Annotated in this window: 13 protein-coding genes; 12 read left to right on the top strand and 1 reads right to left on the bottom strand. The window is 68.8% G+C overall.

What is annotated here, in order from left to right; translation table 11 throughout:
* Positions 1–365 precede the first annotated feature (365 nt).
* From infC to Strain318_RS08530, 7 genes are all read left to right on the top strand, one after another.
* On the top strand, positions 366–923 hold the full coding sequence (infC, locus tag Strain318_RS08560) for a translation initiation factor IF-3 (RefSeq protein ID WP_367887900.1): 558 nt from the start codon (positions 366–368) through the stop codon (positions 921–923).
* Positions 924–936: 13 nt separating this feature from the next.
* Positions 937–1,134 (top strand): 50S ribosomal protein L35, encoded by a 198-nt coding sequence (gene rpmI, locus Strain318_RS08555; RefSeq protein WP_367885290.1) that lies wholly within the window; start codon positions 937–939, stop codon positions 1,132–1,134.
* 12 nt (positions 1,135–1,146) lie between these two features.
* Complete coding sequence (rplT, locus tag Strain318_RS08550) at positions 1,147–1,509, top strand: 50S ribosomal protein L20 (protein ID WP_367885289.1); 363 nt, start codon at positions 1,147–1,149, stop codon at positions 1,507–1,509.
* Between the two features lie 99 nt (positions 1,510–1,608).
* Positions 1,609–2,643 carry a phenylalanine--tRNA ligase subunit alpha gene (gene pheS, locus Strain318_RS08545; protein ID WP_367885288.1) on the top strand — a complete coding sequence of 345 codons (1,035 nt, stop codon included), beginning with the start codon at positions 1,609–1,611 and terminating at the stop codon, positions 2,641–2,643.
* Positions 2,644–2,653: 10 nt separating this feature from the next.
* Positions 2,654–5,110: a phenylalanine--tRNA ligase subunit beta gene (gene pheT, locus Strain318_RS08540; protein ID WP_367885287.1), complete on the top strand. Its 2,457-nt coding sequence runs from the start codon at positions 2,654–2,656 to the stop codon at positions 5,108–5,110.
* Positions 5,103–5,393, top strand: a complete 291-nt coding sequence (locus Strain318_RS08535) for a hypothetical protein (protein ID WP_367885286.1) — start codon at positions 5,103–5,105, stop codon at positions 5,391–5,393. Before pheT ends, Strain318_RS08535 begins: the two co-directional genes overlap by 8 nt.
* Positions 5,390–5,707: a cell division protein ZapA gene (locus Strain318_RS08530; protein ID WP_367885285.1), complete on the top strand. Its 318-nt coding sequence runs from the start codon at positions 5,390–5,392 to the stop codon at positions 5,705–5,707. Before Strain318_RS08535 ends, Strain318_RS08530 begins: the two co-directional genes overlap by 4 nt.
* A 7-nt stretch (positions 5,708–5,714) precedes the next feature.
* Here Strain318_RS08530 and Strain318_RS08525 read toward each other — a convergent pair whose 3' ends face one another.
* Positions 5,715–8,084 (bottom strand): PAS domain-containing hybrid sensor histidine kinase/response regulator, encoded by a 2,370-nt coding sequence (locus tag Strain318_RS08525; RefSeq protein ID WP_367885284.1) that lies wholly within the window; start codon positions 8,082–8,084, stop codon positions 5,715–5,717.
* Between the two features lie 281 nt (positions 8,085–8,365).
* Between Strain318_RS08525 and rny the strand changes: the two genes are divergently transcribed.
* Genes rny through Strain318_RS08500 form a run of 5 tightly spaced genes read left to right on the top strand, consistent with a single transcriptional unit; the run spans position 8,366 to position 13,228 of the window.
* Positions 8,366–9,955 carry a ribonuclease Y gene (gene rny, locus Strain318_RS08520; protein ID WP_367885283.1) on the top strand — a complete coding sequence of 530 codons (1,590 nt, stop codon included), beginning with the start codon at positions 8,366–8,368 and terminating at the stop codon, positions 9,953–9,955.
* Positions 9,945–10,850: a bifunctional methylenetetrahydrofolate dehydrogenase/methenyltetrahydrofolate cyclohydrolase FolD gene (folD, locus tag Strain318_RS08515; RefSeq protein ID WP_367885282.1), complete on the top strand. Its 906-nt coding sequence runs from the start codon at positions 9,945–9,947 to the stop codon at positions 10,848–10,850. The genes rny and folD overlap by 11 nt, the downstream gene beginning before the upstream one ends.
* A 1-nt stretch (position 10,851) precedes the next feature.
* Complete coding sequence (xseA, locus tag Strain318_RS08510; RefSeq protein ID WP_367885281.1) at positions 10,852–12,120, top strand: exodeoxyribonuclease VII large subunit; 1,269 nt, start codon at positions 10,852–10,854, stop codon at positions 12,118–12,120.
* Positions 12,117–12,329, top strand: a complete 213-nt coding sequence (gene xseB / locus Strain318_RS08505; RefSeq protein WP_367885280.1) for an exodeoxyribonuclease VII small subunit — start codon at positions 12,117–12,119, stop codon at positions 12,327–12,329. Before xseA ends, xseB begins: the two co-directional genes overlap by 4 nt.
* Positions 12,326–13,228: a polyprenyl synthetase family protein gene (locus Strain318_RS08500; RefSeq protein ID WP_367885279.1), complete on the top strand. Its 903-nt coding sequence runs from the start codon at positions 12,326–12,328 to the stop codon at positions 13,226–13,228. Before xseB ends, Strain318_RS08500 begins: the two co-directional genes overlap by 4 nt.
* The last annotated feature ends 16 nt before the right edge of the window (positions 13,229–13,244 follow it).

The following is a 13,244-nucleotide window of genomic DNA, read 5'->3' as shown; positions in this document are numbered from 1 at the left end:
GGATGGAGAGACGGGAATGGGGGAGATGGGGGGAAGAGGGCAGAAGTTGGCCAACATGTGCCTCCTCCCCCACCTCTTCCGTATCCCGTATCCCGTCGGCCCCCCTCCGCCCGTACCGCCGTCTCCCGTCTTCCAGCTGGCTGGGGAGCCGTCATCACGCTGCGCGATTGACTTAAGTCGCGCGCGCCCATAGCTTTCCGGACAATCCAGCAAGCGCACCGACGGGCGTCGGTGCCACCCTCTGGCCTTTCCCGGTGCACGATTCACGGGAGAAGTGCTGCAGGAGTCCCGACAAGCCACCCCGCACGAGGGCTCTCGTGCGGCGTTGTGCATTTGACGCGGACTCCGAGTGCGGGGTCCGCGTTCTGTTTTTCCCCTTCGTCAGGAGCCGTCGTATCCAGGAAGCAGCCGCAGCAAAGCCGCGTGGCCCCCGTATCAACCGCCAGATCCGCATCTCGCCGGTGCGCGTGATCGGCGCCGATGGATCGCAGTTGGGGGTCCTGGAAGTGGATGTCGCGCTGAAGATGGCCGACGAGGCCGGACTCGACTTGGTCGAGGTCGCCCCGATGGCCCGCCCGCCGGTGGTCCGCATCATGGACTACGGCAAGTACAAGTTCGAGATGGCGAAGCAGGCGCGGCAGGCGAAGAAGAAGCAGCACGTGATCCAGCTGAAGGAAGTGAAGTACCGTCCCGGCATCGAGAAGCACGACTTCGACACGAAGACCAACGCGGCGCGTCGGTTCATCGAAGACGGCAACAAGGTGAAGGTGACGCTGATGTTCCGTGGCAGGCAGATCGCGCATCCCGAGTTGGGAATGGCGGTCGTTGAACGGGTCGCCCAGGCGCTCGTCGACGTCGCGAAGATCGAGACGGCGGCGAAGCTCGAAGGCAAGGCCCTCACCATGATCCTCACGCCGAAGTGAGAAAGGCGGATATATGCCGAAGATGAAGTCGCACAAGGGCGCCAAGAAGCGCTTCTCCGTCACGGGGAAGGGCAAGGTGCGCCGGCTCAAGGCCTACAAGAGCCACATCCTGACCAAGAAGACCTCGAAGCGGAAGCGCAACCTCCGTCGTCCGACGACCGTCGCGACGAACGGCGAGGCGAAGAACCTCAAGCGCCTGCTGCAGGCCTAAGGAGACGAGACCATGCCACGCGTCAAGTCCAACCCGGTGCGCCTGAAGCGCAAGAAGCAGATCCTGAAGCACGCGAAGGGCGCCTTCGGTGGCCGCTCCAAGCTCTGGAAGGCCGCGAAGGAAACCGTCGAGCGCGGGTGGGTCTATGCCTACCGGGACCGCAAGGCGAAGAAGCGCGATTTCCGCAAGCTGTGGATCGTCCGCATCAACGCGGCCGCCCGCCTGAACGGCATGTCCTACTCGACGTTCATCAGCGGCGTGCAGGCCGCGGGCATCGAAGTGGACCGCAAGATCATGGCCGACCTCGCCGTGCACGATGCGGCGGCGTTTACGCTGCTCGCCGACAAGGCGAAGGCTGCGCTGGCCGCGAAGTAATCGGCACCCCCACGGGTGACGGGAACGGGCGGGTGGCGCTGGTGCCACCCGCCCGTTTTTCCGTCTCGTCGCTCGGCTCTCCCCGTTAAGTTTTCTCCAATGACGCTCTCGGAATACCTCGACAAGCTGAGCGCCCTCGAAGCGCAGGCCCCCGCGCAGATCGCCGCCGCCGACTCGGCGGACGCGCTCACCGCGGCGCGCAACGCGCTCGTCGGCCGCCAGGCCGGTGCGCTCACCGCGCTCATGAACGCGCTCGGCGAGCTGCCCAAGGACGACCGTCGCGAAGCCGGCGCGCGCGCCAACAAGCTCAAGGTCGCGCTCGAGGAAGCGCTGGACCTGCGCCGCGCGCAGCTCGCCGCACAGGCCGCGTCCTCCGGTCCGTCGCTGGACCTCTCGATGCCCGCCCGCGAGCGGTGGCAGGGCACCGTGCACCCCGTGTCGCTGGTCATCGACGAGGTCGTCGAGATCTTCCGCGAGTTGGGCTTCACCATCGCCTTGGGCCCGGAAGCCGAGCAGAGCTGGTACAACTTCGGCTCGCTCAACTTCCCGCCCGACCATCCGGCGATGGACATGCACGACACGCTGTACCTGGCCCAGGACCAGTTGCTGCGCACCCACACCTCGCCGGTGCAGGTGCGCACGCTGCAGCAGTATGCGCCGCCCATCCGCATCCTCGCACCGGGCAACGTGTACCGGCGCGATTTCTTCGATCCCTCGCACGCGCCGATGTTCGCGCAGATCGAGGGTCTGGTCGTGGACGAGGGCGTGAGCTTCGCCGATCTCAAGGCGACGCTCTCGCACTTCGCCCGGCGCTACTTCGGCGCGCAGACGAAGACGCGCTTCCGGCCGAGCTTCTTCCCGTTCACGGAGCCGAGCGCCGAGATGGACGTGCAGTGCGGCGTCTGCGGCGGCTCCGGCTGCGGCGTCTGCAAGCACAGCGGTTGGGTGGAGATCCTCGGCTCGGGCATGGTGCACCCGGCCGTGCTCGAGAACTCCGGCCTCGACAGCGAGAAGTACACGGGCTGGGCCTTCGGCATGGGCCCGGCGCGCACCGCCATCTCGCGGCACGGCATCCCCGACATCCGCATCCTCTACGATTCCGACGTGCGCTTCCTCGACCAGTTCGGGAAGTGAGTGCCCTGACATGAACCTTTCCCACGCCTGGCTCTCCCGCTTCGTCCCGCACGGCAAGACGCCGGAGCAGGTCCGCGATCTCCTCACCGCGCATGTCGCGACGGTGGAGGGGCTCGAGGCGCTGCGCGCGGACCTGGCGTCTATTGTCGTAGCTCAAGTTATTCAGAGCGAGAAGGTCCCCGACACGAAGCTCAGCTTCAACAAGGTGGATGACGGCTCGGGCGAACTGCTCGAGGTCATCTGCGGCGCGAACAACGTGGTTGTCGGCAACAAGTATCCGTTCGCGCGCAGCGGCACGACGATTCCCACGGGCCTGAAGATCGAGAAGCGCAAGATCCGCGGCTTCACGTCCAACGGCATGCTGTGCTCGGCGGACGAGCTCAAGCTGGGCAGCGATCACGATGGCATCTACACGTTGGACACGGACGCGCCGCCGGGCACGCCGTTCCTCGACGTGCTGCCGCTCGGCGACGTGCGCATCCAGCTCGACGTGCTGCCGAACCGTCCCGACTTGCTCTCGCATCTCGGCGTGGCACGCGAGCTCTCGGCGCTCACGGGCGCGAAGCTCGCGGCGCCGACGGAGCTGGCCGACCTGCCGACGCCGGCGAACAACTTGGCGCAGGGTGAGCGCGAGGCCAGCGCGGGCGGCATCAGCGTGCGCGTCGAAGACAGTGGGGACTGCCCGCGCTACATGGCGGCGGTGATCACGGGCGTGACCGTGTGTCCTAGCCCCGACTGGCTGCGCGAGGCCATCGAGGCGGTGGGCGGGCGTTCGATCAACAACGTCGTGGACGCGACGAACTACATGCTGCACGGCTTCGGCCAGCCTATGCATGCGTTCGACAAGACCAAACTGGGCGGGGCCGGCATCGTCGTGCGCCGGGCCAAGGCGGGCGAGACGCTGGTCACGCTCGACGGCGTGACGCGCAAGCTCGATCCCGAGATGCTGGTGATCGCCGACACCGCGCGCGCGACGGCGCTGGCCGGCGTGATGGGCGGCAAGGACAGCGAGGTCACCGAGGGTACCACGGACATCGTGCTCGAGGTCGCGACCTTCAACGCGGCACGCGTGCGCGCCACGCGGCGCAAGGCGGGACTCTCGACGGACGCGAGCTACCGCTTCGAACGCGGCGTGGACGACGCGATGGTCCCGCAGGCGCTCGCGCTTGGCGCGGCGCTGCTCGCCCAGGTGAGCGGCGGGCATGTGGAGGCGTTGATCGACGTGGGGCGCGCGCCCGCGCCGCGGACGCCGGTCACGCTCAGCGTGGCGCGGGTAGCCCGCGTGTTGGGTGATGCCGTACCGCGCGAGGAGTGCGCGCGCATCCTCGGCAGTCTCGGCTTCGAAGTGGTCGTCGATGGTGACACGCTGCGCGCCACGCCGCCGAGTTGGCGGCACGATGTCGCGCGTGATGTGGATTTGATTGAGGAGATCGCGCGCCTGCGCGGCTTCGATCGCCTGCCGGACGAGCTCACGGGCCACCGGCCGGGCACGGTGCCGGACCATCCGCTGTGGACGGCGTACCGGCGCATTCGCGATGCGATGGTCGCCGCAGGGCTGCACGAGGTGCGTCCGCTGCCGTTCACGTCAGGCGCGGGGCAGGGCGACTCGACGTCACTCGTGCGCGTGCAGAATCCGTTGGCCGAGGACGAGCCGTACCTGCGGGCGTCGATCCTCGACACGCTGGCGCGGCGGGCCGAGTACAACCTCAACCGCATGCAGGGCAACGTGCGGCTGTTCGAGGTGGGCAACGTGTTCAGCGCGCGGGCGGGCGAACTGCCCCGCGAGGCGACGCACGCCGCGCTCCTCGTGATGGGCCAGCGCCGGCCGTCGCACTTCACGGAAGCCGCGCCGCCGGCCTTCGATGCCTGGGACGCAAAGGCGTTGGCTGAGGAGTTGGCGCGCGTGGCGTATCCGGGGGCGACGGTGTCGTTCGAGACCGGTGAAGACGCCGTGCTGTGGCGCCTGAAGGTCGGTGCGCTGCTCGTGGGCGAAGTGCGCCGCGTCGCGCTCGATGCGCCCGTATGGGCCAGCCCCGCGTTCGGCGTCGAGCTGTCGCTCGGTGAGCTTTCGAGTGCGTCCGTCGCGCCGCGGGGTGCCCACGCCCACGGCACGACGGCTGCGGCGAGCGGGATCGCCGCCCTGGTGCAGGGCACGCGCGCGCCGCAGCGCTTCGTGCCGCTGCCGACGCAGCCGGCGGCGGAGTTCGATCTCGCACTGCTCGTGCCGGACGCCGTCGCGGCGGGTGAGGTGGAGCGCAGCCTGCGCAGCACGGGCGGCGACTTGCTCGAGCGCGTCGTGCTGTTCGATGAGTTCCGCGGCAAGGGCGTGCCCGAGGGCACGCGCTCGCTGGCCTGGCGCTTGACGTTCCGGCATCCGGAGCGCACGCTCCGGGAGAAGGAACTCGAAGGCCGTCGCAGCCAGCTCCTCAAGGCATTGGAGACGCTCGGTGTCAGACCGCGTGCCTGATTCCCCCACGCAGCTCGCGTTCACGGAGCTCGAAGCGCTCGTCCGCAACCTGGGCGAGGAACTCTCGGCGTTCCGCAAGCGCGCGCATGCGGCGGAAGCGCGGCTGAAGAACCTGGGCGCGAGTGCGGCGGGTGACGCGACCGCAGAGGAACGCGTGGCGCAGTTGGAGGCCGAGAACGCCAAGTTGCGCTCGCGGCTCGAGGAGGCGGCGACCAAGACGAAGGCGATGCTCGACCGGGCGCGGTTCCTGCGCCAGCAACATGTGCTGGGAGGCGAGGGGTGAGCACGCATTCGACGCGGGTGAAGATCGTCGGCGAGGAATACACGATCCGCAGCGCCGTGCCGCCGGAGGTGACGCGGGCGATCGCCGCGCACGTGGATGCGGCGATCCGGAAGGTGCTGGAGAACCCGGCCATCACCGACCCCGGCAAGGCGGCGATCCTGGCGGCGATGAGCATCACCGACGAGCTGTTCAAGGAGCGCGAGAAGTCGGCCGAGGTGGCCGGGCGGATGCGGTCGCTCTCGGGGGAGCTGCGGCGCTGGCTGCCGCCGGCCAAGCGGGTGACGCTGACGGGGGAGCAGCCGATCGTCGGCTGAGGTCTGCCTACGGGCGCTCAGGCGGTACGGTGGGCGGGCAAAGCTCGAAAATTGCGGCCGTGAGGCTGGCAACCGAGAATGGCTTCTGCAGGAACCCCACGCCGTCGAGGCCGAGGATGCGCGGACTGAGTTCCTCGCTCGCGTAGCCGGAGCAGAGCAGCGCCGGCAGATCAGCGCGCATCTCGCGCATCGCGAGCAGGGTTTCCTGGCCGCCGAGCCCGGGCATCGTGAGGTCCAGCAGGACGACGCGCCAGCGCCCTGGGTCTTTGCGGAAGTGGTCGAGCGCCTCGAGGCCGTCGGCGCAGGCGACGACGGTGAAGCCGCTCCGCTCGAGGCTGCGGCGCGCCACGGTGCGCACGGACTCCTCGTCGTCCGCCAGCAGCACGACCCCCGAGCCGCGCAGGGCGGCGACGCTTCCCACCTGCGGCGTTGGGCTGTGGCGCACGGTGGATGCGAGCGCCGGGAGGTAGAGCCGCACCAGCGTCCCGCGACCCGCGCGGCTCTCGACGCGGATCCCACCCCGATGCGCGCGGACGATGCCCAGCGTCGCGGCCAAGCCGAGGCCGTGTCCGGTCTGCTTGGTCGTGAAGAAGGGATCGAAGATGCGCGCCAAGGTCTCGGGCGCCATGCCGGCGCCGCTGTCCTCGACCTCGAGGCACACATACCGGCCCTCGGCCAGCGGCGTGCCGCCGGCGACGCTCGCCCGCACGGCCGCGTCCGGCTCCTGCAGGCTCGTGCGCAGGGCGATGCTTCCGTCGGCATCTCCCAGCGCGTCGGAGGCGTTGGTGATGAGGTTCATCACGACTTGGCGAAGTTGCGTCGCATCCGCTTCCACGGCGGGAAGATCGGACGCTAAGTCCTGCTGCAACGTCGCCCGCTTACTCACCGCGGCACGCAACAAGCTCGCCATTTCGGTCACCAACGCGCTCACGTTCACCGGCTCGACGACGAAGCGACCCTTCCCGGCGTAGGCGAGCAGTTGGCGCGTGAGGTCGGCCGCCCGGCTGGCGGCGCGGCGCACTTCCGTGACGAGCTCGCGCGCCTCGGAGTGGGGGGGCAGCGTCTCCTCGGCGAGACTGGCGTTGCCCATCACGCCAACGAGCAGGTTGTTGAAGTCGTGCGCGATGCCACCGGCGAGCAAGCCAAGGCTCTCGAGTTTCTGCGACTCCTGGAGCTGCCGCTCGAGATGCTCTTCCATGGCCTCCGCCGCGCGCTGTTGCGTGACGTCCGTGCCCATCCCAATCACGCGCCCGTCCGCGAGGCGCACGTTCGCCCATGAGGTGGTGAGCGTGCGTCCGTCGCGCGTGCGGAGTTGCCAGTCGCGCCACTCGGCCGACCCGTCGTCGAAGGACGCGAGGACCTGCGCGCGGTACGCGGGGTCAGGGTACACCTCAGCCATCAGGTCCACCTGCAGCATCTCCTCGAAGGACCAGCCGAGCAGGCGCTCGCAATGCGCGTTCACATACTCGACCTTGCCGTCGGCGCCCACGATGTCGATGGCGATCGGGATGTTGGAGAGCACCGTGTCGAGCACTGCCTTCTGGGCGGCCAGCTTCTCCCGCTCCTGGAGGCGCGCGGAGATATCCGAGTGCGTGCCGACAATCCGCCGCGGACTGCCATTCGCGTCCCGGACGACGATCTTCGCACGGTCGTGCACCCAGACCCAGTGTCCGTCGCGATGCCGCATGCGCAGGTCCACGGCGACGCCGGACGTGCGGCCGGCGATGTGCTCGACCAACGCGGCGTCGGCCCGTTCGCGGTCCTCGGCGTGGATCAGTCCTTCCCATGTCGAGATGTGGCGGTCGAGCTCGTCCGGGTCGTAGCCCAAGATCTCTGCCCAGCGGGCGTTGAAGAAGAGCCGTCCCGTCGGGACGTCCCAGTCCCAGAGCCCGTCGTTGGACGCATCGAGCGCGTACGCGAGGCGCTCCTCGCTGGACCGGAGGGCTTCGAGCGCCGTGTGCAGGGCGGTGATGTCCTGCACTTCCGACATCAGGAGGGTCGGCCGGTCGCCGTCGCGCTCCAGCACGGCGACGGAGGTCTGCGCATAGATGAGCGCGCCATCCGCGCGACGATAGCGCTTCTCGACGGTGGCCCGGTTCACGTGCTTCTCCCGGAGCCGGTCGATGAAGCCCCGGTCCCGCTCGACATCGAGGGGGTGCGTGATCTCGAGAAAGGAGCGTCCGACAAACCATGCCTTGGGATGGCCGAAAAGCTGGGCGAAGGCCTCGTTGACGCGCAGATAGCGACCCTCGCCGTCGAGCACGGCGGTAGGGGTGACCGCGAGCTCGAAGCCGAGCTCGAGGACGCGCAGCGTCTCGGCCTCGGACGGCCGGGGCTGGCCGGGCAGTTCGGATGGCGGACCGGAGGGCAGGGGCACGGATTGTAAGGGACGGACTGACAGGGATGGGCGCAAGAGAGTATCGGCAGACCCCGCGCCGCGTTGCGATTTCCGCAGCGCGTCCGTAGCTTGCGATACGAGTGGGCGCGAAGCCCGTAGGTGCAAGTCCGTCCGGCAGTTAGCCCGTCCCGACCCGCGCCCTACGCCGGCGCCGGCCCGGCCGGTCCAACACCAGATGCGAGTTGTCTCCCGCGAGCCTGCGGCGCCCTCCCTCCGGACGCGGTCGCAGTGAGGACCGCCTTGCGCATACGAGACAACCGATGACCGTGCCGTTGTACGTGACGATCGCCCTTGGCGTGCTGTTCGCCGTCGGGACGCCGATCGCGTGGGTGATGGGAAAGAAGACGGGGCGTGCCGCAGAAGACGCCGCCCGACGCGCTGCCGGCGAAGCCGCCGACCAGGTCGCCAAGAAGATCATGGCCGACGCCGAGCGCGAGGCGGATGCCGCCCGCAAACAAGCCGTCCTCTCCGGCAAGGAAGAGGTCATGAAGGTCCGTGAGGCCTGGGAGTCCGAGGCCCGCACGCGCCGCAGCGAGATCGAGAAGGAAGAGAAGCGCGTCACCGAGCGCGAGCAGCAGGTGGACCGCAAGTTCGAGATGGTGGACGGCAAGGAGAAGGAAGTCGCCCGCCGGGCCTCCGAACTGGGCCGCCGCGAGAAGCAGCTCGAGGAGAAGCAGGCCGAGCTGGACCAGATGGTGGGCGAGGAGCGCCGCCGGCTGGAGCAACTGGCCGGCCTCTCGGCCGACGCTGCCAAGTCGGAGCTCATCCGCCGCCTGGAGGACGAGGCGCAGGCCGACGCGGCCAACAAGCTGCGCGAGATCCGCGAGAGCGCCAAGCGCAACGCCGACCGCGAGGCCAAGAAGATCGTGGCGCTGGCGGTGCAGCGCATCGCCGCCGAGCACACGGCGGAGATCACGGCCAGCGCCGTGGCGCTGCCCAAGGACGACATGAAGGGCCGCATCATCGGCCGCGAAGGGCGCAACATCCGCGCCTTCGAACTGGCCACGGGCGTGGACGTGATCATCGACGACACGCCGGATACGGTGGTCGTGAGCTGCTTCGACCCCGTGCGCCGCGAAGTCGCGCGGCTGGCGCTGGAGAAACTGGTGGCCGACGGCCGCATCCATCCGGGACGCATCGAGGAAGTCGTCGAGAAGTCCAAGAAGGAAGTGGACGCCGGCATCGTCGAGACGGGTGAGCAGGCGGCCTATGAAGTGGGCGTGCACGGCCTGCATCCGGAGCTGATCAAGCTCATCGGCCGCATGAAGTGGCGCACGAGCTACGGCCAGAACATCCTCGCGCACAGCAAGGAAGTGGCGTACTTGGCCGGCATGATGGCCGCCGAGCTGGGACTCGACGTCGCCATGGCCAAGCGCGGCGCGCTGTTGCACGACATCGGCAAGGTGCTCACGCACGAGCACGAGGGCACGCACGTGCAGCTCGGCGTGGAAGTGGCGACCAAGTACGGGGAGAACCCGATGGTCATCAACTGCATCGCCGCGCACCACGACGACGTCCCGCACGAGAGCGAAGTCTCGGTGCTGGTGCAGGCCGCGGACGCGATCTCGGGTTCGCGCCCTGGCGCGCGCCGCGAGGCCTTCGAGACCTACGTGAAGCGCCTCGAAGGGCTGGAAAAGATCGCCAGCAGCTACAAGGGCGTGGACCGCGTGTTCGCGATCCAGGCGGGCCGCGAGGTCCGCGTCATCGTGGATCCCGACAACGTGGATGACGCCCGCATGGATTCACTCACCGAGGAGATCGCACGCCGCGTCGAGTCCGAGTTGCAGTATCCGGGCCAGATCAAGGTCGTGGCGATCCGCGAAAAGAGGAGCACGAACATTGCCCGCTGAACGGATCGATGGCGTCGCGATTGCCGCGAAGGTCCGCGCCAAGGTGGCGCAGGACGCCGAGGCGCTGAAGGCGAAGGGTGTCACGCCGGGGCTCACCGTCGTGCTCGTCGGCGATGACCCGGCGAGTGCGTTCTACGTGGGCGCCAAGGAGAAGGCCTGCAAGGAAGCGGGCATGAACGGCGAGACGATTCGCTTGCCCGCCTCGACGCCAGAAGCCGAGTTGCTCGCGGTCATCGACAAGCTCAACGCCGATCCGGCGGTGCACGGCATCCTCGTGCAGATGCCGGTGCCCAAGCACATCGACGCGCAGAAGGTGATCCGCCGCATCGATCCGATGAAGGACGTGGATGGCTTCCATCCGGTGAACGCGGGCAAGGTGCTGATCGGCGATGCCGACGGCTTCGCGCCCTGCACGCCGGCCGGCGTGCAGGTGATGCTGCAGGAGGCGGGCGTCGAGACCTCGGGCAAGGAAGCGGTCATCCTCGGCCGCAGCACGATCGTCGGCAAGCCGATGGCCGCGCTGCTCATCCAGAGCGGGAAGGGCGCCGACTGCACGGTGACGATCTGTCATTCGCGCACGAAGAACCTCGCCGAGCATACGCGGCGCGCGGACATCCTGATTGCGGCCATCGGCAAGCCGGAGATGGTCACCGCCGACATGGTGAAGCCGGGCGCGGTGGTGATCGACGTGGGCATCAATCGCGTGGACGATGCCTCGCAGAAGAGGGGCTATCGCATCGTCGGCGACGTGAAGTTCGACGAAGTCGCCGCGAGGGCCTCGAAGATCACGCCGGTGCCGGGTGGCGTAGGGCCGATGACGATCGCGATGCTGCTTGCCAATACGGTGCGCGCGGCGCAGCTGTCCCTCGCGGGAACCCCTGAGGGCGCGCGCTGAGGTGACGCACCCCGGCGCCACCGCTGCGGAAGCCATCTCCGTGCTCGATCTCACGAGCGCGGCGAAGGACTTGCTCGAAGGTGGCATCCCCAAGCTGTGGATCCGCGGCGAGGTCTCGGGCTTCAAGAGCTATCCCAGCGGCCACTGGTATTTCACGATCAAGGACGCCGACGCCGCGGTGAGCGCCGTCGTGTGGAAGGGCGCGACCTTCAAGATTCCCGCGAAGCCGAAGGACGGCGACCAGGTCACGGCCTTCGGCCAGCTCACGGTGTATCCGCAGCGCGGCAACATGCAGTTCGCCGTGACGCAGATGGCCGCCGACGGCGAAGGCCTGTGGCAGCGACAGTTCGACGAGACGAAGAAGAAGCTGGAGCAGGACGGCTTGCTCGATCCGTCGCGCAAGCGGGCGTTGCCGCGTGTGCCGCGCACGGTGGCGGTGATCACGTCCAGCGAAGGCGCCGCCCTGCGCGACATCCAATCCGTGATTGCGCGTCGGCATCCGGGCGTCAATGTGCTGTTGATCCCGGCCCTGGTGCAGGGCGAGGGCGCTCCGGAGTCGCTGGTGGCGGCGCTGGATCGCTTGGGGCGCCTGCTCGACGCGGATGCGCCTGTGGACGGCATCCCGCTGCCCGAGGTGCTGATCATTGGCCGCGGCGGCGGCTCGCGCGAGGACCTCTGGGCCTTCAATCACGAATCCGTCGCGCGGGCGATCGCCGCTTGCGCGATCCCGACGATCTCAGCGGTCGGACACGAGACCGACACGACGATCGCCGACCTCGTGGCCGACCTGCGTGCCGCCACGCCGAGTGTGGCCGCCGAACATGCGGTGCCGCTGCTCGACGAGCTGCGCGACATCGTGCAGCAGCTCGCGGGCATGATGGCCGATGGCCTGCAGGATCGCATCGAGGTCGGCCGCCGCGAGTTGCAGCGCCGTGCCGAAGGCCTCTCGCAGCGCGCGCAGCTGGTGAGCGAGCGGCGCCGGGCCCGCACGGAGCGCATCGCGCAGCGCTTGGCGCAGTCGGCACCGCGCCTGGTCGAGCGCCGCAAGGCGCGCGTGGCGGCGCTGGCTGCAGGTCTCGAGGCGCGCAGTCCGCTGCAGGTCTTCCAGCGCGGCTTCTCGGTGGCCCGCGACGCCGAGGGCCGAACCTTGACGACGCTCGCGGCGTTTGTCCCGGGAGCGCAGTTTGAACTGTTGGTGAAGGATGGCCGGGTCCGGGCGACGACGGACGCGGTGCACGCCGATGCCCCCCATCTGCGGACGGACGCATGAGCGGTATGAACTTCGAACAATCCCTGGCGCGCCTCGAACAGATCGCGGGCGCGCTCGATCGCGATGACTTGCCACTCGAAGACGCGTTGAAGCTCTTCGAGGAAGGCATCACGCGCCTGCGCGAGGCCTCGGCGGCGCTTGCCGACGCCGAGGGCAAGGTGCGCACGCTGCTCGAGCAGGCGGACGGCGTGTTCGGGACCAAGGCATGACCCAAGCGGGCGTGACGCCGATCGACTTCGGGACGGATCGCGCGGCGGTGGCACGTGCGCTCGACGCGCTGCAGCTGCGCTACCTCGGCGACCAGAAGGGCGCCGTGTCCGATTCCATCCGCTACGCGCTGCAGGGCGAGGGCAAGCGCCTGCGCGCCGTGCTCGTGATGGCGGCGCATCGTGCGGCGGGTGGCAAGAAGGACGTGTCCGGGCTCGCGGCCGCCGTCGAAGTGGTGCACGCGTACTCGTTGGTGCACGACGACCTGCCCTGCATGGACGACGACGACATGCGGCGCGGGCGGCCGACCGTGCACAAGGTCTTCGGCGTGCCGGCGGCGACGGCGGCCGGCATGGCGATGGTGCCGTTGGCGGCGCGCGTCGCGCTCGATGCGGCGATGGACATCGGCCTCACGTCCAAGCAGGGCGGGGCGATCGTTCGCACGCTGATGCAGGCCTCAGGCGCGACGGGAATGATCGGCGGGCAGCTGCTCGACCTCGAAGGCGAAGGGCGCGAGTTGAATCTCGAGGAACTCGAGCGCATCCATCGCTGGAAGACCGGCGCCTTGATCGAAGCGGCGATGACGATCGGCGGCATTGCGGCCGGTGCGTCTCCGGCGCTGCTGCAGACCTTCGCGACTTACGGCGCGTCGGTCGGTTTGGCGTTCCAGATCGCCGACGACGTGCTCGACATCACGGCGACGACGGACCAACTCGGCAAGACGGCGGGGAAGGATCTCGCCTTCAAGAAGAGCACGTATCCCGCGCTGCTGGGTATTGCGGGAGCGAAGGCGCGCGCCGAAGCGTTGGTCCAAGAGGCCTGCAAGGGCCTGGCTGAGCACGAGGCGCTGACGCCGGAGCTGGAGTTCCTGGCGCGCTTCATCGTGGCCCGGCGTTCGTGAGCGGTATATCGTACGG

The organism is Pseudogemmatithrix spongiicola (assembly GCF_030623445.1).
Lineage (GTDB): Bacteria > Gemmatimonadota > Gemmatimonadetes > Gemmatimonadales > Gemmatimonadaceae > Pseudogemmatithrix > Pseudogemmatithrix spongiicola.
The sequence above is the reverse complement of the archived record's forward strand: the minus strand, read 5'-3'. Positions and strand labels throughout refer to the sequence as shown.

What these genes read in the sequence shown, in the direction of transcription:
- rpmI (WP_367885290.1), top strand. Translation starts at nt 937, where the DNA reads ATGCCGAAGATGAAGTCGCACAAGGGCGCCAAGAAGCGCTTCTCCGTC.
- rplT (WP_367885289.1), top strand. Translation starts at nt 1,147, where the DNA reads ATGCCACGCGTCAAGTCCAACCCGGTGCGCCTGAAGCGCAAGAAGCAG.
- pheS (WP_367885288.1), top strand. Translation starts at nt 1,609, where the DNA reads ATGACGCTCTCGGAATACCTCGACAAGCTGAGCGCCCTCGAAGCGCAG.
- pheT (WP_367885287.1), top strand. Translation starts at nt 2,654, where the DNA reads ATGAACCTTTCCCACGCCTGGCTCTCCCGCTTCGTCCCGCACGGCAAG.
- rny (WP_367885283.1), top strand. Translation starts at nt 8,366, where the DNA reads ATGACCGTGCCGTTGTACGTGACGATCGCCCTTGGCGTGCTGTTCGCC.
- xseB (WP_367885280.1), top strand. Translation starts at nt 12,117, where the DNA reads ATGAGCGGTATGAACTTCGAACAATCCCTGGCGCGCCTCGAACAGATC.
- Strain318_RS08500 (WP_367885279.1), top strand. Translation starts at nt 12,326, where the DNA reads ATGACCCAAGCGGGCGTGACGCCGATCGACTTCGGGACGGATCGCGCG.